General features: G+C 48.5%; 18 protein-coding genes and 2 pseudogenes. 9 read left to right on the forward strand and 11 right to left on the reverse strand.

Features of this window, described 5'->3' with window-relative positions:
• Positions 1–65: 65 nt before the first annotated feature.
• Genes L5M18_RS01150 through L5M18_RS01170 form a run of 5 tightly spaced genes read left to right on the forward strand, consistent with a single transcriptional unit; the run spans position 66 to position 10,105 of the window.
• A complete protein-coding gene (locus tag L5M18_RS01150) occupies positions 66–4,031 on the forward strand; it encodes a DEAD/DEAH box helicase (RefSeq protein WP_263195751.1) in 3,966 nt (1,321 codons plus the stop codon).
• Positions 4,028–6,427: a PIN domain-containing protein gene (locus L5M18_RS01155; RefSeq protein ID WP_263195752.1), complete on the forward strand. Its 2,400-nt coding sequence runs from the start codon at positions 4,028–4,030 to the stop codon at positions 6,425–6,427. Before L5M18_RS01150 ends, L5M18_RS01155 begins: the two co-directional genes overlap by 4 nt.
• Before the next feature lie 3 nt (positions 6,428–6,430).
• Complete coding sequence (locus tag L5M18_RS01160; protein ID WP_263195753.1) at positions 6,431–7,576, forward strand: hypothetical protein; 1,146 nt, start codon at positions 6,431–6,433, stop codon at positions 7,574–7,576.
• Complete coding sequence (locus L5M18_RS01165; RefSeq protein WP_263195754.1) at positions 7,573–9,435, forward strand: AAA family ATPase; 1,863 nt, start codon at positions 7,573–7,575, stop codon at positions 9,433–9,435. The genes L5M18_RS01160 and L5M18_RS01165 overlap by 4 nt, the downstream gene beginning before the upstream one ends.
• 4 nt (positions 9,436–9,439) lie before the next feature.
• Entirely contained in the window at positions 9,440–10,105 is a 666-nt protein-coding gene (locus L5M18_RS01170; protein WP_263195755.1) for a 4Fe-4S single cluster domain-containing protein, read from the forward strand.
• On the opposite strand, the gene L5M18_RS01175 is transcribed toward L5M18_RS01170, so the two are convergent.
• The 3 genes from L5M18_RS01175 to L5M18_RS01185 are packed head-to-tail and all read right to left on the reverse strand — an operon-like array spanning position 10,074 to position 12,797.
• A complete protein-coding gene (locus L5M18_RS01175) occupies positions 10,074–11,363 on the reverse strand; it encodes an ISL3-like element ISPpu12 family transposase (protein ID WP_263195756.1) in 1,290 nt (429 codons plus the stop codon). The genes L5M18_RS01170 and L5M18_RS01175 overlap by 32 nt on opposite strands.
• Before the next feature lie 21 nt (positions 11,364–11,384).
• Positions 11,385–11,897 carry a signal peptidase II gene (lspA, locus tag L5M18_RS01180; protein WP_003821921.1) on the reverse strand — a complete coding sequence of 171 codons (513 nt, stop codon included), beginning with the start codon at positions 11,895–11,897 and terminating at the stop codon, positions 11,385–11,387.
• A 3-nt stretch (positions 11,898–11,900) separates the two neighbouring features.
• The gene (locus L5M18_RS01185; RefSeq protein ID WP_004364974.1) at positions 11,901–12,797 is read right to left on the reverse strand and encodes a cation transporter; all 897 of its coding nucleotides are present in this window, start codon (positions 12,795–12,797) and stop codon (positions 11,901–11,903) included.
• A 95-nt stretch (positions 12,798–12,892) separates the two neighbouring features.
• Between L5M18_RS01185 and cadR the strand changes: the two genes are divergently transcribed.
• A complete protein-coding gene (gene cadR / locus L5M18_RS01190; RefSeq protein ID WP_004364961.1) occupies positions 12,893–13,300 on the forward strand; it encodes a Cd(II)/Pb(II)-responsive transcriptional regulator in 408 nt (135 codons plus the stop codon).
• Between the two features lie 235 nt (positions 13,301–13,535).
• Here the strand turns inward: cadR and L5M18_RS01195 are convergent, their stop codons facing one another.
• From L5M18_RS01195 to L5M18_RS01230, 8 genes and pseudogenes are all read right to left on the reverse strand, one after another.
• On the reverse strand, positions 13,536–14,615 hold the full coding sequence (locus L5M18_RS01195) for a leucine-rich repeat domain-containing protein (protein ID WP_263195757.1): 1,080 nt from the start codon (positions 14,613–14,615) through the stop codon (positions 13,536–13,538).
• Positions 14,608–15,318 carry a hypothetical protein gene (locus L5M18_RS01200; protein ID WP_263195758.1) on the reverse strand — a complete coding sequence of 237 codons (711 nt, stop codon included), beginning with the start codon at positions 15,316–15,318 and terminating at the stop codon, positions 14,608–14,610. Before L5M18_RS01200 ends, L5M18_RS01195 begins: the two co-directional genes overlap by 8 nt.
• Positions 15,308–16,147: a cupin domain-containing protein gene (locus L5M18_RS01205; RefSeq protein WP_263195759.1), complete on the reverse strand. Its 840-nt coding sequence runs from the start codon at positions 16,145–16,147 to the stop codon at positions 15,308–15,310. Before L5M18_RS01205 ends, L5M18_RS01200 begins: the two co-directional genes overlap by 11 nt.
• Entirely contained in the window at positions 16,137–17,168 is a 1,032-nt protein-coding gene (locus L5M18_RS01210) for a radical SAM/SPASM domain-containing protein (protein ID WP_263195760.1), read from the reverse strand. The genes L5M18_RS01205 and L5M18_RS01210 overlap by 11 nt, the downstream gene beginning before the upstream one ends.
• Positions 17,169–17,268: 100 nt before the next feature.
• On the reverse strand, positions 17,269–17,439 hold the full coding sequence (locus tag L5M18_RS01215) for a hypothetical protein (protein WP_263195761.1): 171 nt from the start codon (positions 17,437–17,439) through the stop codon (positions 17,269–17,271).
• Positions 17,440–17,529: 90 nt separating this feature from the next.
• Positions 17,530–17,847: pseudogene (locus L5M18_RS01220) on the reverse strand (IS5/IS1182 family transposase); the annotation flags it as partial.
• Positions 17,848–18,015: 168 nt separating this feature from the next.
• Positions 18,016–18,817: pseudogene (locus L5M18_RS01225) on the reverse strand (IS66 family transposase); the annotation flags it as partial.
• A 250-nt stretch (positions 18,818–19,067) separates the two neighbouring features.
• Positions 19,068–19,304, reverse strand: coding sequence for a helix-turn-helix domain-containing protein (locus L5M18_RS01230; protein ID WP_172591336.1), 237 nt, complete (start codon positions 19,302–19,304; stop codon positions 19,068–19,070).
• 155 nt (positions 19,305–19,459) lie between these two features.
• Here L5M18_RS01230 and L5M18_RS01235 point away from each other — a divergent pair, with 155 nt between their 5' ends.
• From L5M18_RS01235 to L5M18_RS01245, 3 genes are read left to right on the forward strand one after another with little or no spacing between them, the layout of a single operon-like run.
• Positions 19,460–19,672 carry a hypothetical protein gene (locus L5M18_RS01235; protein ID WP_011717288.1) on the forward strand — a complete coding sequence of 71 codons (213 nt, stop codon included), beginning with the start codon at positions 19,460–19,462 and terminating at the stop codon, positions 19,670–19,672.
• 9 nt (positions 19,673–19,681) lie between these two features.
• On the forward strand, positions 19,682–20,860 hold the full coding sequence (locus L5M18_RS01240) for a site-specific integrase (RefSeq protein ID WP_263195762.1): 1,179 nt from the start codon (positions 19,682–19,684) through the stop codon (positions 20,858–20,860).
• Positions 20,857–21,732 (forward strand): HD domain-containing protein, encoded by an 876-nt coding sequence (locus L5M18_RS01245; RefSeq protein ID WP_263195763.1) that lies wholly within the window; start codon positions 20,857–20,859, stop codon positions 21,730–21,732. Before L5M18_RS01240 ends, L5M18_RS01245 begins: the two co-directional genes overlap by 4 nt.
• Positions 21,733–21,735 lie beyond the last annotated feature (3 nt).

The following is a 21,735-nucleotide window of genomic DNA, read 5'->3' on the forward strand; positions in this document are numbered from 1 at the left end:
TTTTGGGATGAAACAACATCCGGTCGATTCTGGATGTTTGCATCAGGTAATGGAATACGAGAATAATGAACCTATACATAACCATTGATCAGAGTAATCAAGAACGAATTAGTAAGACTCTGATCGATATTAAGCGCCGTCATCAAGATTTTGATAAAAAGTGTAATGAGCGCGATGGGGTGGAAGATTTATATAGTCTTCTTTTCCCGAACAACATGCCATTTACTGGGTTTATCTCCAATAGACAGCGCGAAAAGCAGAATCCACGCTATGCCCAAATGGCAATTCGCCCCAGGATTCAAGGACGGAATGGGTGGCCTTTTCCAGAACTGTGTTCGTTCATTGTAACCGGCAGTTGGGATACTGCGCATCCAGCGCCACTGTTCAACATCACCAATTTCATCGAAACAGCAGATTTGCCCTCACGGCCGTTTGAGAGGGAGATTACGGCTTATGCGATACATGACAGTTTGCAACAGCCTCCACCGGGCGTGCGCCGAATTCAACGAACCAATAATCTGCTGACCCCTCAACTGTTAGCTGAATTGCCGCCTATCACCCAGCAAACTCAAACGCAGTTGGCCGAGTGGTCCGAATTTCTTCAATGGAAAGAAAGCCTCATCCGCTATAAGGCGCGAGGTTTGCGCTACATTGCGCGCGAGTGGCGTGACGATCAGTTAGTTTTTTCCCTCGTCGCACAGAGTACGCAAGAGTTGCAAAAATGCCGCAAGGCCTTGGGGCGGGATGACTTGATTGCATTTCAGATTGGGCAATCCAAAGATCCCTGGGTGTTCGGATTGCCAGAAAGGGAGGAGCGCCGCCTCCCCAGACTTGGGCAAGCTGGCAAACCCTCGGTGCCAACGCCTTTGCCAAAAGGCATGAAATTACCCAATAAAGATAACGTGCCTGAATGTCCGTGGCATGCACCTGTGCTGGCCGAATTGAGCGTCTCATTGACTGAAGATGATGCGAATGACCTTGCTAATGCCGAGGAGCCGGATACGTTACGTGAGCGCATTTTGAGTCGGATTCCTGAGTCTGGATTTCTGTCCATTTCTACGGCTGGCGACATGAGCTTGATCAAACGCCATCAGCAGGCGCTGCGACAGTTGCAGGAACAAGGCGGTTATGCGCCATATCTGACTGATTATCTGTTCGAAGCAGCTCAGGTATCTGTGCCGCAGTGCTTGGTTCCAGTGACAGAGTGGGCTAACCGTTCGCTCAACCCAGCCCAGAAAGAGGCCGTGGTTAAGATTCTTTCTGCGCCAGACTTGTGCTTGGTTCAAGGTCCACCAGGTACAGGCAAGACTACCGTGATTGCTGAGGCCATTGTCCAACTCGCGCGGCGTGGGCAACGGGTGTTGCTCGCATCTCAGGCGCATACCGCCGTAGACAACGCGCTGGACAGGCTAGGCCATGATGCCTCATTGCGCGTGGTGCGGTTGGCACGGAATGAAAGTAAGGTGACTGAAGATGGTGCTGCTTTCGCGGGGCATGCATCCTTACAGCGTTACTACAAGGCCTTGGCTGCACAAACAGAAGATCGCCTCGCAGTGTGGAGGCGGGCTGACGAAGACTTGCGTCTCCTGTTGGCGTGGCGTGACCGTGCAGCTTTTGTGCTGCACGACGAGAGGGAGTTGAACGCCAAGCACGGGCAACTTGAAATGGATTTTGCATCGGCTCGCAGCCAGAAAAGGCAGGCGCAGCAGGCGTATGACGCTGCTTGCACAGTGGTGGATGACGACAAGGCAAAACGCCATCGCCTACAAAGCGTTCAGGTTTTGCTGGATGGTGAAACCGAAACGCTACATGGTGACTTACGGGATGTTGAGCTACTTGCCAGAAGTGTGGTGCAAGGCCTTGCTTCCTGCGATGAGGCTGGATTGCTCGTGAAATTTTCAATAGACGACTGGCTCGCTCATACAGGCAGCCAGGGTTCAATGTTGGCGTACATGCTTTCGACATGGCGGCGTTTCACGAGTGTGCGAGAAGCCATTGCTGCGGATATTCGCCGCTTACGTGAAGCGGCAGACAGCCCGATTCAGGATGCCAGCACCAGGCTACGCATTGAATCGCTCCGAAACAAGGTCAAAGCCTTGGAGGAGCAGATGGAAAAAGATGACGCTTTCGTAGACGCTTGGAGAGCCACACGCAAGGAACTCAAAGATTTGGAGCAGGCTGGTGTGGGCTTGGAGCGCAGTCGCTATGAAGGCCTGTTTCGCCAAGCCGCTAAATGGTGTGCCCCCATAGAAAATGCGTCGCTACTGGCTGACGAAATAGCTGCCAGCCTGACGGAGTTGGAAAGGAAGCTGCCTGCCATCGAACAGGCAGTCGAAATCATCAAGCAATCCTTGCAGGCGCAGTTGTCGCAGCCCGCACCTGAAGTTCCGAGCGATGGTCTTATGCGCGGTGCACAGAACAAGGAGCGCATCGCTCAAAGTAACCTAGATGACTGGAATGAGCTGCGCAGGCAGCATGAGCAGAAGGTTAAGGAGCTGTTGCAGGATGAGGCAATCACCCAAGGTAGCCGGCTGCCGCTAGAACCCGCTGCTACTTTGTCGCAGCGCATCGACACCGTGACCCAAGTCATCAAGGCCTTGGAGCAACGCCAAGCCAGCCAGCAACATGAGCGTATGACATGGGGGCCGTTACTGGAAGATTGGATGCGCGATTTGAGTCGCAACAACGCCGCAGTAGAAGACTGGCAACATCTGAGCCCAGATTTTCTGGCAAGCTGCAACGTAGTGGCCATTACCTGCAACGAAAACGAGCGCACGCTCGACGAAGCCGGGCAGACGAGTTTTGATGTCGCAATCATTGATGAAGTGAGCAAGGCTACGCCGCTGGAATTGCTGATGCCCCTGATGCGTGCGCGTCGCGCTGTGCTGGTCGGTGACCACCGTCAGTTGCCTCCGCTGTTTCAGGAAGGCGACGAAGCCCGCAGCTTCATGGATGAGGTTGAAGAAAACGAAGCGGCCAACGCTGAGGAAAACAGCACTGGTCACCCTGCCGAAACTCAGACTTTACTGACCCGCGACAACTTGCGCCGCTTCGAGAAGATGGTCACAGCCTCGTTGTTCAAGTCACATTTCGAGATGGCGGACGATTCCAACCGTGCACGACTCAATGTGCAGTTCCGCATGCATCCGCAAATCATGGCGATGGTGAACCATTTTTACGAAGGTCAGTTGGAATGTGGCCTCTTTCGGCCTGATGATGACCCAAACCCTAAGCTTCGCCGTGTTCACGGACTGACATTGAAGAATGTTGACGGTGGCTCAGTTTTACTCACTCCGGGTGACCACGCGTTGTGGGTGGACACAACCTACAACCTGTACAACCAGATTCATCGTGAGGACATGGACGGCAACCAGCCACGGCGTACCAATAAGCTGGAAGCGGAGTTGATCGCCGAAACGCTAGAACAAATCGAACGGCAATCCGCTGCGCAAGGCTACTCACGAACAAACAAACGCAAAGTCGGCGTGGTGTCTTTCTATGCCAACCAATGCCGAGAAATTCGTGCCGCGATCCGCCGCCGCAGGCCAAAAGAGTCAAACGGGCGATTTGATTGCCTGGATGTCGAAGTCAATACCGTGATTCGCTATCAGGGCAAAGAAAAGTCCATCGTGCTGGTTAGCATGGTGCGCCATGATGGATACGACCCCTTTCGATCAGGCAATCAACCCCGACGTCGTTCCAGCAAGGCCAATGTTGCTCGGTTTGAATTTATTAATGTGGCATTTTCGCGTGCGCAGGAACTGCTGATCGTTTTTGGTGCGAAAAGTATGTATGCCTCTTATGAGGTGGACTTGCCGCGCATGGACAGTGCAGGCAGCGTGAAGCGAACTGTTTACAAAGACATCCTGGATCAACTGGAGCGCGATGCACGGCTGGTTCCTGCAAGGCAATTGATGTCGCCTGACATGCTACCCCAACAGCAACAACAGCGCGGCAGGTCTAGTGCCCCGACTCATCGGACGGCTGCGACCAAAAACGACAAGTATGGTAGCCGGGGAGGCCGAGCATGAAGCTAGCAGAAATTTCCGTTCCCTTGCCCTTGTATCGCATTGAATCCGATGTGACCTATCACACAGAGCGCAAGCCCACAGTATTTGAACGAATGGTGTTGCGACTGTGTGATCCTGGACTCCATTTGCCCGACAAACAGAACTTGTCTTTGCTGGGAGTTTTCCGCGATCAACTGGGTGCAGGTGACGTGCGTGAACTGCTGGAAGGCTGCGTATCTGAACTTTCCGCTTTGGGAGCACTGCCCAAACGTTACGCTCAGGATAGGCTTGAGATGCCTTTAACTGAGCTTGAATTGACTGCCGACGGCTTGCAATTTTTGCGTAGCGACAGCCTGCCGGTTCGCTCGCGCACGGTTAAGGTCTGGCACCGCTATGACCCCATCAGCGACGAGATTAAACCCACACAAAATGATGGAGCGCGTCTCAGCCAAAGTGATTTCAGTCGCGTCAGAGTCGCGGATCAGGCTTTAAGGCCGCAAAATCCGCTTCCGCAGGTTGAGCGCGCTATAGCTCAGGAAAAGTATGATTGGAAAAACCCTGCGACAGTTATAGACCGCATCGCGCCCATGGTGCAGCCAGCGGGATGGGGAGAGCGCCGACTCGAGATCTCGTGCAGTGAGGATGGTGCACTGTCCGCGAGCGCTCCGCATGATTTAGCGTTGCAGCGTTGGCTGGAGCAAGCGCAACCCGAACTGGCATGGTCAATTCTGCTTTCTGATGCACTGACAAGCGAGCCGGAATCCTTGCTACCCATTGTTGACTCTTCTGTTTTACGAGACGCCCGCACTGCCAGCTCCATTGTCACAACTAAAGGGGGGGCAGCCAGATCGCGGTTGTGCATCGTTGCTCAAGGGGTTGCGGCTGCGGATGCAACAACACCCTCTATCATTTTGTCGTCTGAAGTGAACTCACCAGCACTGGTTGCCAATGGCAAACAACCGACCGCATTCACACTGCTCGTGCCCGCCCCAGCAGGAATTATGACGGGATTTCGTAGCTTGTCTCTGCCCCAGATCGACGGAGCGAGCATTCAAGTAGAAGTGGCTGGTAACCTCCGCCTCTATTGGGCCGGACAACCGCGTTTGTGTGGCCTGGCGGTGACGTTGAATGACCAGGCTGCAAATGCGCTATGGGCCAAGCTGCGCAGAGAATTAGAGGGCACTTGTGAGCACTCCGATGATCCACGCATTGCCTTCATGTCTGCAGCATGGCGGGATGTTGATGCACTCGGTGAAACTGTGTGGCAATGGCTTGTCACGCGTGCTGAACAGCCTCTGGATGACCTGATGGCGTTGGTCGAACCCACTACGAAAGCAATTGGATTATGGCGGCCTGATAGGAAAGACTGGAGATCTGCTTGGGAAGAATCTCTGTCGAAAGCTATTGAAGTGTCGTTGAGACATACGCACTATCAGCTAGATCCTGAAGATGTCGTTTCTCTATTAATCCAGATAGCTCAGGTCCTATCTGCCGACAAAGCTGCGTCGTTGCAAGCTGCGCTGCTGCGTCATGCGGCCCCCATTCGTGCCTTGGATTCATTGGCAAAGTTGCGTTCTGCTTTGCTTTCATCCATTGAAATTCCAGAAGAATTGCTTTCCAGCGAATTGCGGCAAGTGTGGCTTGAGCACGCATTGCAGCGCAAAGAGTTGAAGCTGTATGGCCCACACGCCATACAGCAACCAATGCAAGTTATTGAGAAAGCCGTCCAGGATATTTACCGGACTATTGGCGAACAGGCGTTGAAGGCGGCGAGTAATGATCAAATAGATGTGCGTACCCTGACTCCAGGTGCATTAAATGCCGTGCGCGCTTGGCGTAAAGCAGCTGAGCATTTCCACGCTTTAAATACATCATCCCCCCACTGGGATACGTTGAATAAAGCAGTGGAAAGCTGGAATCGTCTGGCGCAGGACATGCTGGCCCCGGTTGAGAATGGGCACCGCATTGTAGTGTTCGACACCAGCGCTCTGATGGAAAGCCCTGAATTTTTGCAGGATCTTCGTTCAGATGATATTCCGGTTGTTCCCCATCTGGTTCTGAGCGAGTTGGATGGCTTAAAGTGCAGCGAAGATGGAGATCGGGCAGCTAAAGCTCGAGCAGCTATTCGCCAGCTGGATGCAAATTCATCCCGTATCCGCCATGAAACAGAATACACGGGCTTGCTGCCCGCAGAGTGGGATGCTAAGCAACCCGATCATTCCATTCTATCAACTGCGTTGTTCTTCCGTTTGAATGAAGTTTTGTTTCTAAGTAATGACATCAATCTACGCAACAAAGCCAAGTCGCTTGGATTAAAAACGCAGGAATCCAATACATATGCACCTTCGAAACTTGTGTCCGCGGACTCTCCAAAAATGCATCCACGCAAGCAAAACAATAGAAAAAGAAGGAAATAAACTATGAGTCGGGCAGACGAATATCGCTACCAAATTCAAAGGCAACGTAAGCAAGAGCTTGATCGACAGCGAGTGCGTGAAACAACGCGCCCTTTCCTTGAGCGCTACCGTAGCGTATTGAATGATGTCATCGGTCAAGGACTTGATGCCGTAGTTTCGGAAGAGTTTCGTGAGTTAAGCATCGCTCTTGACCGAATGGAGACTTTGTTGGGCTCCGACCCGTTTGCTGCCAGAGATATGAGCCGTTCGCTAGGTGGACGATTTCACGGATTACCAAGATTTGCTCGTGAGCAGCGTCGATCCCGTCAAGATGCGGAGCTAGCCACCGCCGAAGCATTCCGCAAAGCGCAGCAAGCAGAGGCCGAACGACAGTTTCAGATAAGGGCAGAACTTGAGGCTGCATGGCAGGAGAGCTTGAGCAACTGGAGCACTCCTGTCGCACTCAACGCCGCGTTTGCTGAATTGCAGCAATTACGGGCGCGACTACTTGGTGATGCCGCCGGTAATATGACCCCAGCGCAAATTTCAGCCTCCTTGCGCGAAGTTCGGTTGCGGTATGAAGGGGATGCTGAACGTCAGTTGCAGGAAATGAAAAATCGTGCACAGAGTGAAGCCGTTACCGATGTTCTTACGCTGCAAAGAGAGCAGTTGGAGCTGGAGGCGAAAAAGAACAGCGGCGAGCGCTCCGCCAAGTTGCGTGAGGCGTTGGCTCATGCGACAGGGCTTGCTCCTGAAGAGCAAGCTGAAGCCTTGAACCAACTGGCGCAAGAGCAGGATGAAGCTGCCGTAGATGAAAGTCAGCGTCGTGAAGTTGTACGGGCTGTTTATCTGTCACTGCAACAAGCTGGCTTTGTCGTGGATGGTCCCGAGCATTTCACATCACAAGGGCATGACGAAGTGCTGATTCGCGCCCGTCGTCCTGCTGGCGCGCAAGCAGATTTCCGCGTCAACCTGAGCGGGCACCTCAGCTACAAATTTCATCAATACAAAGGCAAAACGTGCGAGAAGGATGTTGCCCCCGTCATGGCAACGCTGCAAGATGCTTACGGGATTAGTCTGAACGACAAGCGAGTGATTTGGGTCAATCCCGATGATCAAGATCAGGATGCTCGCCCTTACCCGGATGCAACACAGGAGAGATGCAAATGAGTTCAGCTTTGTTACCTTGGCAGGAAGATTTTCGCCGCGAATGCGGAATACGACGCGGATTGATATTGCACGGTAATACGGGTGATTTGACATCCGATCCCGAAGCTCCAGGACAATGGACGGTTTTGCCTACCGCGTTGATGAACCTGCTGCGTCAGCGTGGATATCAGCATGTGGTCTTTTGGAACCGCGTCAATGGTGTCAGTGGTGTCGATGCGAGGACTTGGGGGGAATTGCAAAGCTTAGTTGTCCCCCCTGCTGCAATAGAAAGTACATCTGAAGGGAATGCCTATGATATGGGTGATTTGCCGCCCACGCCTTTGGCGCGCCCCGCATCCAACGGCATCACGGCCAGCGCGGATGACTTTCTAGCTGTTGCTGCACAATGGCTGCGGCAGCCACGCGCAGATAGGCCAGTCGCTTTTGTGCTGGACTGGACACAATACTTGTTTGGCAGCGCCAACTCGCTGAGCGAGAACGAGCGCGGCTGGCTACTACGCCTGGGGCAGGCGACTCGTGATGCCGCCGTGGTTCGCAATGCTGAAAGCATAGGCCAACCTCAATCACTGCTGGTGCTGCTGTGCGGGGGCTTGAATGTGTTGCCACCTTCGCTTTACTTGAATAATCCACTATTTAAGGAAATAGCCATTCCCTTTCCATCAAGGCTAATTCGCGAGTCTGCAGTACTGGGCTTGAAGGAAGTGTTTCGGCTGCTGCCCCCTTTACAGCAAGGAGGGCGTGAGCTGGCTGACTTCGTTGACGGTTTAGAAGGCCAGAGTATCCGCGACATTCACAACTTGGCGCGACTCTCACGACAGGAGACTGAAGTTTCAAGTGCTTTGTCTTTGCTCAATCTTTATCGCCACGGACGCAGACACAGTCCTTGGGAACAACTAGATCACAAAAAACTTCAGACCATTGTCGAAACCCTAGGGCGGCGGGTTAAAGGGCAAGGGGAAGCTATTGAATCGGTACGGCGCATCCTTGTGCGTGCCTTCACTGGGCTATCGGGGCTTCAACACTCTTACAGGCAACGCACTCCCAAGGGCGTGTTGTTTTTTGTTGGCCCAACCGGTGTAGGTAAAACGGAATTGGCAAAGTCCATTGCCGAATTCCTCTTTGGCGACGAAGAAGCCTGTCTTCGCTTCGATATGTCAGAGTTTAATCACGAACATGCCGATCAGAGGCTGGTGGGCGCACCTCCAGGATATGTGGGTTACGAAGCTGGCGGACAGTTGACCAATGCTATCAAACAAAGGCCATTTTCCCTGTTGCTGTTTGACGAAATCGAGAAGGCGCACCCGCGCATTCTCGACAAGTTTTTACAGATTCTTGAAGATGGGCGCTTAACGGATGGCAAGGGGGAAACGGTGATGTTTTCAGATACCGTTATCGTATTCACTTCAAATATTGGCGCAGCCGAGGTCAGTTATGAAAGTCAGGATGTGCGCAATGAATTCATCCAAAAGGTGCGGCAGCACTTCGTGCACGAGCTAAAGCGCCCAGAATTGTTGGGCCGAATCGGCGAGGCCAACATCATTCCATTTAACTTTATGCGTGACGATAACTTCTTGATTGACATCGCTCGCGCAAAGCTGGAACCGTTGCGCAAAGGGCTGAAGGACAAATGGGGGGTGTCGGACTTGAAATTGATTAAGGAGGCCGAAATACTGACCTTGCTAGTCAGGGACGTGGATCGCGGAACGGGAGGGCGCGGCGTCCCCAACGCTCTGACCAATAAGCTTATTGATCCATTGGCCGATTTTCTGTTTGAACAAATGGTATCGCCTGCTGAGATCCGAGGTAAGGCAATTGAAGTTCATATTGCCGGAAGTAAATTGCTATTCGAGTTGGAGTGATGCTATGCATTGGTTGAATTTGGCGTACCGCTTACCTTTTACTGAGGCTGAAGGTCCGGGGCGGAGAGCTGCAATATGGGTACAAGGTTGTAACAAACGCTGCATAGGTTGTTGCAACCCAGGATATTTGCAACTAACTGAACGTGATTTTGTGTCATCAGAATCGGTATTAGATTGGCTTGAAAACGCTCATAAAACTTATGACCTAGAAGGGGTAACCTTTTTAGGAGGCGAACCTATGCTTCAAGCTAAAGGTCTCGCTTACCTCGCAAAGGGAGCACAAACTCTTGGACTATCGGTCATGGTGTTCAGTGGTTATACAATAGAGGAACTTTCATCACTCCAGCTTCCAAGTTATAGAGAGCTTCTTCTCTACACAGATATTTTAGTTGATGGTCCCTATGAAGCCAAATTGCAAGATGATAAACGTCGTTGGGTAGGATCAGAAAACCAAAAAATTCATTATTTAACAGATCGGTATACTAGCGAGATTGAAACAGAAGGATATGTAGAGCGAACTGTGGAAGTACATCTTAACTCAAATGGAGTTATTTTTATTAATGGATGGCCTGAAAAAAAAGGGTATACGGATTTAATGGTTGATGGGGCACCTTCACCCCATCAATCTGATACCACCCTCAGATGGTTGATAGATCGACTCCGTAGTTGAGTTCCTCTGCGAAGTCCGGCAGTCCGTAACCGATGGTTTTCTTGTAGAAAGGAGAGACCTTCGCAGTCGGTGCCTTCTTCTTGTGCTTCGTGGTGTAGAGCATTCGTGCCCGCATCACCTCGAAGGAGTAACCGCGCCCTTCACGGTTCTTGTCCTTGGCCAGTCGGTTGATGGACTCCGTGTAAGCGTTGGTGACGGGCATGTCCGTCTCGAAGTAGGTCATGGTCTCTTCGCGCCAGTTTCCCACTGCCCTGACCAGATCGCTCCAGACTTCCTTTTGGTCCTTCGGGATGGTGGCTATCCACTCGTCCAGGGCGGCTTCTGCCTGGAGCCGTGTGGTGGCGTCCCAGATGCCGTAGAAGCGCTCCTTGTGCTCGTAGGCGGCCAGCAGTTGCGGGAACGCGCCTGTCCAGGTCTCCATGATGAGGCGCTCCCGGTCTGAGACTTCGTGAGCGCGTTTCAGCAGGATTTTCCGGTCTCCCTTGAGAGTCCGGCTCTGGGACGGTTTCAGCTCCTTTCTGAGGCCCTTGCGCACTCTCTCTAGGGCATCGTTGGCCATGCGCACCACATGGAACTTATCGACCACGATACGGGCCTGGGGCAGCACAGCCTTGACCGCTGCCCGGTAGGGGTTCCACATGTCCATGCTGACGATCTCGACCTTCTGCCGGTCTTTCAGCTTCATCAGGTAGTTGGTCACCACGTCCTGGCGGCGGGTGGCCAGCAGGTCGAGCAGGGTTCGCTCCTCAATGTTGGTCAGAATGCAGCGGTAGCGCTTGTTCAGGTATAGCTCGTCAATGCCCAGGATGCGGGGCGTCTCGAAGCGGTGCCAGCGCCCCAGGAACTCGGCGCGGGCGTTGAAGATGTCGCGCACCGTCTTCTCGTCCAGGCCGGTCTGTGCCGCCACAAAGGTGTAGGGGTGGTTGAAGGATTCCTTCTCCACGTACTCATGCAGCCGCAGTGTCATACGGAATCCGTCCACCATCTCCGGTAGCTGGGGCCTGAATGTTGTCTTGCAGGCCCGGCAGGTGTATCGGCGGCGGACCACCCAGAGAGTGACCCGCTTGCCGTGGATGGGCAGATCACGATAGGGAACGTCACGCTTGCCGAACCTTACGAACTCACCCTGCACGCCGCATTCCTCGCAGGCGATGGGATCGGGCACGTCCACCTGGAAGTGCATTTCGTCGTCGGTTGATTTGCAGCCCAGTACTTGGTATTGCGGCAGGTGAAGGATGTTGTCGGGAAGTTCGGTCATGGTGTTGTATAGGCGTAGGTGTCAGTCAGATCCATCCGACTCGGCATTGGTGTTTGCTTTTTTACCCAACAAGCTGCTGGAAACGAAAAGTAAGGCACCGAGGACAATTGCAATATCAGCCAGGTTGAAGGCCGGCCAATGCCAGTCTCGCCAATAGAAATCAAAGGAATCCACAACATAGCCGCGAAAGACCCGGTCAATCAGGTTGCCCATGGCGCCACCGAGGATAAGACTGTAAGCGATGGCTTCTCCTTTATGACGATTTTCAAGGATCAGCTTGATCAGAAAAATCGAGACCACTACCGCGATTCCGATAAAAAAGTAGCGCTGCCAGCCTCCACCATTCGCAAAAAGACTGAATGCGGCACCGGTGTTCCATAGGTGCACCCAGTTAAAGAACGGGGTCACCGAAACATACTCGCCATAGGCCATTGATTGCTGCACCAGCCACTTTACAGCCTGATCAGACGCTGCCAGCAGGCCCGATATGGACAATAGGGCATACGGCGAGAGCTTTTTGCCAATAATGAGCATTATTTAACCCTTCAACGCCAAAATGCGTCTGGCACCGTTAAGTACAATGCCCCCCGCGATGGTGCCGATAATCAGATCCGGATAATTGGAACCGGTCCACGCGACCAGGGCGCCGGCGGTGATGACCCCCAGGTTGATCACCACGTCGTTGGCCGAGAATATCCAGCTTGCCTTCATGTGCGCCCCGCCTTCCCGATGTTTGGATATGAGCAGCAGACAACTGGTATTGGCAATCAATGCGACGAATGCGATAGCCATCATCACCAGCGATTCAGGCTCACTACCGAATACAAAGCGTCTCACCACCTCTACGAGCACGCCCACAGCCAAGATCAGTTGCAGTACACCAGCAAGATGCGCGGCACGTACCTGCATTTTCACGCTATGTCCAACCGCATAAAGGGCAAGCCCGTACACCGCCGCATCGGCAAAATTGTCCAGGGATTCTCCAATCAGGCCGGTGGACCGGGCGATCAGACCGGCAGTCATTTCCACCACGAACAGAAGTGCATTGATGCCGAGCAACCAGCGCAGGGTCCCGGATTCTTGCTTAGCAGAAGCTGCCGAAAACTCGGCGGCCTTGATGGTCTCCGGATTTGCAGCGACGGTTTCCTGAAGCGAGGCGCCTAGCCCCAAGGTCTTCAGTTTCGAGGTGACGGGCTCGACCTCGCCGTCATGCACGACCTTCAGCCGGCGGTTCGACAAGTCGAAGGACAGCGCCCGAATCTCCTCAAAGCCGTTCAGGGCTAGGCGAATCATTCGTTCTTCTGATGGACAGTCCATCTTCGGCACGGCATAAACACTGACCCATCTCCCTGGCGCCTCGGAGGAGGCCTGTATATCGGTATCCGCTGCGGACGTTGCATCACCGCCACAGGCGCCACCACAGGATTTGCTCATGATACGACTCCACTTGAACAATGTTGTGGTACCATTTTAAACTATAAAGCTACTATAAGGTCAATAGAGTAAAGAATCCGTTGGGGAGGAGGCTGATGCGCATTGGTCAGTTGGCGCAGTTGGTAGGGGTCGAAACACAGACGATCCGCTTCTATGAACAGCAGGGCTTGTTGCCGCCGCCTGATCGGCAGGACAACGGTTACCGTGTCTATACCGAGAAGCATGGTGAGGGGCTGGCCTTCATCCGTCGCTGCAGAATCCTGGGCCTGTCACTGGCTGAGATTCACGAACTACAGAGCTATCAGGACGACCCTCATCAGCCTTGTACCGCCGTCAACGCCTTGCTCGATGATCACATCTCTCATGTGCGGTCGCAGATAACCGCTCTGCAAGCGCTTGAGAAACAACTCGTTTCACTGAGAGCGAGTTGCAACGATGACCGGGAAGTTGAGGCGTGTGGGGTTCTTGCTGGAATTAGCGAAGGAAACATGCACCAGCAGTAGGTGAAGCATCAACCAGATAATCCGATGAGATGCCGGTCTGTCTCACTCTCATGCAAAGGTAAGATCAACCATTTAATCCGCTTACCCAAAAAAAATAAACAATTAAATTTAATCGATTGGTTATGAATTAATTATCACTAATTAAAAGAGTATGCCACTACAGCGTAATGCCAACCGCTAAAAAACGTAGCGACTGAGAAGAGTGCTTACTATCTGAAATCAAAATATTCAGTGGCTAGTCCTCAAAAATTAAAAAAGTAGTACTTTCACTAGATGAGACCTTGATATTATCTTTTGTATAACGTGCTCTAAGTTGCAAAGTGCGTAAAGAAGGTGAAGTTATTAGTGCCATGTTCAGAATTGGGTTGGCGCCTAAGTTAATTTCTCGAAGATTGTCACAATAACCTAAGTCTAAAATTTCATTGCGAATATTATTTCTGTAAAGAGATATTCGTTCAATTGATTTTGGAAACCTAATAGTGGATATATCCGTAATATAGTTTTTGTACGCTAATAGTGTTTTTAAGTTGTGTAACGAATTGATTGAGCTTGGCAACTTAGTCAAAGAACATGCTGATATATTAAGGTATGACAATGTACTGGCCGTATGTAGCTCATTAAAATCAAGAGGTGGGTTTCCCCTTAAATCAAGTTTTTCTAGCTGAGTGAAAGATGAGAAATCTGGTAAGAATGATAACCCGTTAAAACGCGCATTTATTTTTTTTAAATTCCGTAATGAAGACACAAGTTTCCATAGTTTTAACATCTGCTTATTAGATAAATTATTCGTAAGCCCTCTCGGATATGGCTGATTATCAGTCAAGTCAATTGACACAATTTTACCACTTTCGACTCCCACATAGACCGGAAAATTAAGCAGTTTACATATATGACGATAGAGTTGTCTCTCACTGCTAGATACAACGCTAACATCGTTTTGCAGGGACGTATCTTTTTTCTCATCAGGTGTATTGTTTGCTGAATAAAAAGTATGCCATTCTATATTTTTGTGTAGATTGGCTTGTATATCTACGCCGCGAATCCAGCCTACATTGACTTGCCTTAAGTTTGAATGGGCTAGAATTAGTTTTATGGCTTCGTAAGAAGCTGAGCTCTCATTCTTAGATGGATAACTTGTCATGAAGTCGCCAACTATCAGTAAATTCTCAGGCCCTTTTTTATTTATTATGTGAGCCTCTAGTCCATCAGGAAAACGTTCATCAGAGCATATTGAAAAAACAAGTAAATCATGTACGTGATTTTCAAAATGAAGCGCCACTTTTCTGCATGATTCTCCACCAAATATACTATTCACGTTCTACATCCTGTTGAATTTCATAAAGTACTTTAATATAAGAAGTTAATAGTTTATCAGAAAGGATAGGGGTTATAAAACTGTGAAGAATAATGGCTATATTCTCCTTTATTGTTGGATACCTTCCAATTAGAAGATCTGCACAATCCTGCGGGGAGCGTGTATAAACCCCTTCGTTTAGTCTTAACAATCCCGCAATTCGTAAAATTGCTTTTGATAAGTGAGGGATACGTTTGCTCTGAATATTTCTATTCGAGGTCTTGATGACTGAGTTCAACTTTGATTCGGCTTCTCGTAGGGCAAAAATTATAACTTCATGTTGCTGTTTCTCAAACAGTGTAAATGAGACTGATAAATCTTTTCCATAGAGCAATTTACCTGTTTTGTTAACTAATAAAGTATTAAATAATACCTCAGGGGTTTCATTGCTAACATTGATGATTTTAATATCAAGGCGAGGTGTTGAAGGCAAGGCGTTGTGCGCGTCGTTTGAGATTTCGACGGCTTTTGCCCTTACTATATTTGCATCGTCATGCGTGAACAATAAGAAATCAATATCTATGGGTTTATCGTAGCTTGACACTGAGGGTAGTAGCGCTGAGCCTCTTATATAAAGCGCAGTGTTCTTTGAGCTAGAACCCCATAGATTTTTAATAAAAGGGGCTAACTCTATTCTTGATAAATCGAAAAAACTAATCATCATTCAGTGAAGAAATTAGAATATCGCAAATTGTCTTTATTTCACTTTTGCTTAGTTGTCTGAAAGTTAGCCTTTCGTCCGTAACTGAAAAAGGCTGGTCGGCTCTTAGCTCTTTGTGGCGAACTGTGGCTCTATCAACTAACTCTGAAACCGACTGAAAACATCGTGGTGTATGAATGCCAATGGCTATGTGAATAGATTGCATTTCAGTTTTCACTGAATGTGCTCGACCAGGTGGTAAATATAGTATTTCGTTTTCTTTGATAGTTAAATTGCTCGGCGATATGCTTTGCGCTTCATTGAGGATCGTGACAGCTTTGTGAGGGTAAAACTCAGATTGCTCAGCACCAAGAGACCATTCCTTTTGCCCGTATAATTGAACAGCAAATATATGATGGGGATCGAAATGAATCGGGATCCCGTTACTTGGTCCAAACGAGAAATATCCATTAAGGGTGATTCGGGATGAAAAAAGTGTCGATATTAAATCATCCCAAATCGCGAACTCTGGTAAAAGTGAAGCGAGATTTTCAACCTTAATCGTGTTTGGCTTGCAAGCAAGGTGAGCTACTTTTTTTGGTTCTATCATTTCATCTAGACCATGCTCGGTCGACTTTGTATATAAGAGTGGGCTTAATGCTCCTCCTTCGTTCAACACTCTAACTTGTGGATATTTTAATCGGGGCTGCGCTAGTATTTTAGCCAACAAATTAGATGGTTCGGTTATTTTCAAAGCTGATGGGAGATTTGCTATATGCAAATATTCTTTTCCCCAGTAAATTTGAAAAAATTCGCGTATATCTTTTTGGAAAAGGAACTCTTTAAATTTCATTATGTATAATACTTTTCAATGCGTTTGAGCATCTAGGATCGCCGAAAGCTGGGAATTTTGCTCTTTGGGACGCGCCAGGACATCCACCATGACATAACTCCCAAGCAGGACATGTATGACAAGTTGCTTCTAGTTTAGGTAGTATTGGTAAGGTATTCAACCTGTCTAAGATTTCATCTGTTGTGTCTACTTTAAAGTCGCCAGTAATCTTTTCTTCCATGCAAGCACAAGGATATACAGTGCCATTGGGGTTTATGTATAGTTTAGATCTTCCTGTACCACAATTTTGTGCCGATAAGTTGGAGTGTTTAGCTGTTGTAGCGATGTCATCAGCGTTGAAAATAGTTGTCTCGGAAAACATAGGCGCTACTCTTAAGCGGCGTAAATTTGCTGCTTCATGCCTAATTTTTGCAACAAACCTGTTCCATGCAGTTGTTGTAACGTCATCTTTATCATCAGCTCTACCAGAACCGACTACGCGTTTCACGTTCCAATAAAGGAAGTTCACGTCGGATAAAGCAAGGTCAAGCTTATTGAAAGAGTTAATGTTATGCTTTGTAACTGTAGAAGCAATCGTAACATTAATACCTAGCTCAAATAGTTTGTTAATATTGGTAAGCGTTTTTTTAAAAGTTCCCTCGCCTCTAATGCCATTGTGTGTTTCTTCATCACCATCTAAAGATATTTGTATAGAAACATTTTTAAAGTCTATGACTCTTTTTAGTTGACTAAATCGTAATCCATTCGTATTAATAACCACTTTTTTAAAGTTTTTAGCACTTTTTTCTACAATTTCATAGAATGAGGGATGTAGAGTGGGCTCCCCCCCGCTGATTAACATCACAGATTCTTTTCTTATAAAAGAAAGTTTATCAATAATCTGAAATGCTAAATTTATATCTATCATTTCAGTAAAATAAGGTGTTGAAGAGCGAATGCAATGACTGCAAGAAAGGTTGCATTTTCGGGTGAGCAGAAGGTATATTTGCTCAAGTTGAAACCTTCCATGTTTAGTATTCAAAATAAATCCTTATATTTGTATATCTTTTAGTTAAAATGGCAGCGATAACTTCAGGTATTAAGTTATCGCTTTTAGACCACTTTATAAACGTCGTGTTAGGCTAATCCCATTCATACCAGCTACCAAAGCTGTCAGATAAATCTGTTTTTACTGATTCGCTTGAAGCTGGGAACTCATTGTTTACTTCTCTTTCTAAAGCTGAGCTAAAATCTGGCTTAAATTCATAGGTTGAATGCTGAGTAGTCGTTTTTTGCATAGAGTTATTTTCCATATTAACATCTTTAATTTAGAAGTTGAGGTTACGATGAAGGAGTATAAATTTCAAGCCTTGTTCGCATCTGCGTTTTTGCCTAAATCAATCTTAGGTAAGCCTTTTCCGAACTGGGCTCCTAGTATTAATTACCCCTAGTCCTATTGCCTTGTTCATAACTTTCGCACTAACCAATTGTAGTGGTCAAGTAAAATTGGCCGTTGTAATCGCGTAGGCTCAATTTCGGGCTGTTCAGCTGCCTGTAACGATACATAGCCGTTTCTGATAGGGAGCGTTGGTGATTGTCATTCTCTTGTTTCCATCGTTTGAGTTCATCACTTTTCGGTGCGCTGACGGCCTCGTTTCTGGGGGGACTTCTTCCCAATAACCCACATTTATTCGCTGCGGTATCTTAGGTTTACTCCCTTCCCCCGTGCCAGGATTATTGTCACCCCTAAATAATCACTATTTTTAAAGACATGGTATGGCAAAAGAGAACGATATGGCTCGGTATTCAACAGAACGTAAAGTGGCGATCCTTAAAAAATTATACATCTTCACAAGTTAACAGTCTCAGAGGTTGTTCGGAAAGATGGCATAGCGGTGGCTAGCACGAAACACACCGTTGGCCAGCAGCACCAACCTGGTGCCGATGGGCTGATTAACCGGCTCACCACTTTGTGCTATGGCTGCCACATCGCACAGCATATAAGCCCTGCAGGCATTTGGCGGCACCGATACCCCGGCTATCGGCAGTCATGAAGCAGCAGACTGCGATCTTGTTCAGCTCTATCCACAGCCGCGCAGATCGCCACCCCATTGATGGTGAGTGGATAAGCGAGGCTGACTGCACCTGCTGTTTGAAGGCTTGATGAGTGGGCGTCAGCATGCTGCTGACCCGCCCTTGTGCTTCGCTGATGGCCCCGCGACTGAAGCTCAGGCCAAAGTGTTGTTTCAACGGTTGCTGTATCTGGCTGACGCTCTGATGAAACTTCCAGCTTGGCAGGGCGATATAACTGAGCAGGTTCGCCCCATCTAGGTGCCACTCACCTCTGGCAGGTCAAACACCTGATGCACCCGATAAGGCTTGTTATGGGTCAACACCTTGCCACCACAGCAGGGGCAATCCGTAGGCGGATAGTAAGACATCACGGACGGGTATCGTGTGTATGGCGTTCCCCCCGATGGCCTTTATGGCTAGGCTGAGAACCACGTCCGGACGTTGCCGAGCAGTCGGAGCTCTTCCGGGCTTGTCACTGGAAGGGGCTTGGAAGAGTTGCCGCTGTTGGCTCCTGCGGTCCTCCAACTCGGTAATACGGTCTAGCATCTTATATATCAGTTTGTGGGTCTGCTCGAAGGGTAGAGAGTTAACCGCCGGTGTCGGGTGCTTTTGAGTCATGGCAGTGATGATGCAACAGGCAGATGAGGCTTAAGAGATGATTATCCCATTTTTCATGTCAATCCTCTCTCGGTGAACGGTTACACTAGTTGTTCCTAATTGGAGGCTATTCAAAATTCTGTGTCATGCTAAAAAAATCAATGACCTATGTACTCACACTGCCTCTCTCAAAATAGATCGACAGCTGGGATATTTTCAAATGGTGCTTTTGATCGATTCTTGGCTAAAAAAGAGTCATGAATTTAACACTCTAATTTGTATTGGATTCATCTTCGACATACATCAATAGTTCCCCTGGCTCACATTCAAAATACTTGCATAGGGCATTGATGGTATCAGTGTTAGTCACATTGCCTGGCACGTTGGCTATACGCGTTAATGTGGCACGGCTAATACCTGTCTTTTCACTCACTTCAGACAAGGTGATACGGCGCTTTTCCTTGAACGCTTTTTCATCAAGCTGCTTGATGAGAAGGATCCTGATCATGTTCTATCCATAAGTCTTATTTGTCATCCATCATATCAAACGACTCATATATGACGCAAATAAAGCTTGACTTTAATCTTTTGTGGGTTATTTTAATCTAGAAAGATTCAAATGAATCATTTGTGAGTCAATTTTGAATGTGCAAGGTGACAGGTATGAATACTTATCTTACTACTGAAGAGTTATCCATAAGGATTAAGTACGACGTTCGTACTATCCGCCAATGTTTAAAGGATGCGGTACTGTTTGAGGGGATCCATTACATCCGCCCCTTTGGAGGACGAAAAATTCTCTACATATGGGAACGAGTTGAGGAGTCTATGTTGCTTGGAGCCTCTGCCCATGATCTGATAAATCAGCTGAACTAGGGGGTTGCCATGGGAACTGTAAATAGCCGAGATGGCAAACTTTATCTAGATTTTCGCTATAAGGGTGTACGTTGCCGAGAGCAGACCAGTCTTGCCGATACTCCGGCGAATCGACAAAAATTAAATAAACTATTGTTAATGCTGGAACAGCAAATGAAAGCTGGTTCATTTGATTATCGGCATCATTTTCCTAATAGCCCTAAAGTCGAACATTTCACTCAGTTAGCTAAACTCAGTCAATTCCATGCTGCTGGTGGGCGCATGTTGTTTAGTGCCTTTGCTAATCTTTGGCTGGACGAGAAGCGGGTAGAATGGCGCGCGAGTCAAATTGAGACGGTAGAGGGGATCTTAAGGTGTCACCTCATACCCGCGATGGGGACTAAGATGATAGCCACTATCTGTAAGCAGGATATTCTGGGTTTGCGTCTAAGTCTTTGTGAGGTCGATGCACTCACAAATCGCTCGCTGTCAGCTTCAAGAATCAATCACATCATGACTTATTTACGATTAATCCTAAATGAGGCTGCTGAGCGCTTTGGTTTTCAGACTCCTTGGCGAAATATCAAAGCGTTACCTATGCCGCGAACGGATATTCAACCATTTTCGTTGGTAGAGGTATATCAGATTATCGAGAGTGTAAGAGATGATTTTCGCCCTTACTACACCGTTCGATTTTTTACAGGCATGCGCACAGGGGAAATCGATGGTCTGACGTGGGAAAATATTGATTTTACGAACAGATTGATCCACATCCGCCAGTCATTAGTTCGTGGCAGCCTTGGCCTAACTAAAACGTCAAGTTCAGACCGTGCGATTGCAATGAATCAGCCTGTATATGAAGCACTTCAGGCCCAAAGTAAGCTAACCAAAATTCGGAGCAAATTCGTTTTTTGTAACCGCCGTGGAGACGCACTGAGCCATCAGAATGTGACCAAACGTGTTTGGTATCCACTGCTGGAAAGTCTGGCACTCGAAAAGCGAAATCCTTACCAGACCAGACACACTGCAGCAACCCTGTGGCTTGCAGCAGGAGAGAGTCCAGAATGGATTGCTCGGCAGTTAGGACATGCCAATACGGGGATGTTATTTAGAGTGTATTCTCGCTATGTACCTAATTTATTAGGGCAAGATGGCGCAGCGTTTGAACGGTTGATTGGCAATGGTCCAAAAGGGGAGTCGTCAAAATGAATATTAAATCCCGAACAAATAATGCTGATGACTTGGCCTGGGTACATCTGATAGAGCGGAGAAAACAGGTAGAGTTGTGGCAATTTAGCTGCTTAAGACAGTCTTATGCACTAGAGCTATCCCCAAATATTATGGAAGGTGTAAACCCTGAGGGGCAGCTAGTGATGGTTCAGTGGAGCCCTAGCAATGATTTGCAGCGGGTAAAAATAACCTTGAATATCCATGAGGTTACCGATAAAGCTGCTGTGCATCATCATTTTAAACTTGTCCCCGCAGGTTGTGAGTCAATCATTATCGATATTTGGGGGATTTTGGGACTTATCCATGATGAGGCATTAAGACGCTTTTACTTAGCGGTATTACTCAACAATGAGCTGATGGGACAGTTTTTTAACGCCAGAGCGAGCCGAAGTCATCATCATAATCATGCTTGTGGATTACTGGAACATAGCCATGAGGTGGCTGTTACGGCAGCAATGCTTTGCTGGCGATACAATGTTGGGCCTTTAAGTGTATGCGTCGCTTTTATTGGAGGCCTTTTACACGACATAGGTAAAATTCACCTTTTTTATAATGCAGATACTCGGGATGGCATTGCAGGTTCACACGAGTCATACAATTTTATGGTGTTGGCTGAGCCATTAGAGTTGTTGTATCGAAATTCCCCCAAGATTTTTGAGGCGCTGAGTAGTTGCTTATCGGTCAAGATCGGGCGCCGCTCTGAGGCATATATTCCGGCCTCTATGGTGAGACTATGCGACAATCTCTCCATGGAAGTATGCCATTGGCGCACCGCTTTTGCAGATGTGCCTCCACATCATTGGTACGCTCATTCTGCTATGAACGATCAATGGTATAAGCGGCTCGGATGACGC

Origin of the sequence: Shewanella sp. SM20 (assembly GCF_025654545.1) — a bacterium.
In the GTDB taxonomy this organism is placed as follows: Bacteria; Pseudomonadota; Gammaproteobacteria; order Enterobacterales; family Shewanellaceae; genus Shewanella; species Shewanella oncorhynchi.

What these genes read in the sequence shown, in the direction of transcription:
- L5M18_RS01160 (WP_263195753.1), top strand. Translation starts at nt 6,431, where the DNA reads ATGAGTCGGGCAGACGAATATCGCTACCAAATTCAAAGGCAACGTAAG.
- cadR (WP_004364961.1), top strand. Translation starts at nt 12,893, where the DNA reads ATGCGCATTGGTCAGTTGGCGCAGTTGGTAGGGGTCGAAACACAGACG.
- L5M18_RS01155 (WP_263195752.1), top strand. Translation starts at nt 4,028, where the DNA reads ATGAAGCTAGCAGAAATTTCCGTTCCCTTGCCCTTGTATCGCATTGAA.
- L5M18_RS01230 (WP_172591336.1), bottom strand. Translation starts at nt 19,304, where the DNA reads ATGATCAGGATCCTTCTCATCAAGCAGCTTGATGAAAAAGCGTTCAAG.
- L5M18_RS01165 (WP_263195754.1), top strand. Translation starts at nt 7,573, where the DNA reads ATGAGTTCAGCTTTGTTACCTTGGCAGGAAGATTTTCGCCGCGAATGC.
- L5M18_RS01170 (WP_263195755.1), top strand. Translation starts at nt 9,440, where the DNA reads ATGCATTGGTTGAATTTGGCGTACCGCTTACCTTTTACTGAGGCTGAA.
- L5M18_RS01205 (WP_263195759.1), bottom strand. Translation starts at nt 16,147, where the DNA reads ATGAAATTTAAAGAGTTCCTTTTCCAAAAAGATATACGCGAATTTTTT.
- lspA (WP_003821921.1), bottom strand. Translation starts at nt 11,897, where the DNA reads ATGCTCATTATTGGCAAAAAGCTCTCGCCGTATGCCCTATTGTCCATA.
- L5M18_RS01245 (WP_263195763.1), top strand. Translation starts at nt 20,857, where the DNA reads ATGAATATTAAATCCCGAACAAATAATGCTGATGACTTGGCCTGGGTA.
- L5M18_RS01200 (WP_263195758.1), bottom strand. Translation starts at nt 15,318, where the DNA reads ATGATGATTAGTTTTTTCGATTTATCAAGAATAGAGTTAGCCCCTTTT.
- L5M18_RS01185 (WP_004364974.1), bottom strand. Translation starts at nt 12,797, where the DNA reads ATGAGCAAATCCTGTGGTGGCGCCTGTGGCGGTGATGCAACGTCCGCA.
- L5M18_RS01235 (WP_011717288.1), top strand. Translation starts at nt 19,460, where the DNA reads ATGAATACTTATCTTACTACTGAAGAGTTATCCATAAGGATTAAGTAC.
- L5M18_RS01215 (WP_263195761.1), bottom strand. Translation starts at nt 17,439, where the DNA reads ATGGAAAATAACTCTATGCAAAAAACGACTACTCAGCATTCAACCTAT.
- L5M18_RS01150 (WP_263195751.1), top strand. Translation starts at nt 66, where the DNA reads ATGAACCTATACATAACCATTGATCAGAGTAATCAAGAACGAATTAGT.
- L5M18_RS01240 (WP_263195762.1), top strand. Translation starts at nt 19,682, where the DNA reads ATGGGAACTGTAAATAGCCGAGATGGCAAACTTTATCTAGATTTTCGC.
- L5M18_RS01175 (WP_263195756.1), bottom strand. Translation starts at nt 11,363, where the DNA reads ATGACCGAACTTCCCGACAACATCCTTCACCTGCCGCAATACCAAGTA.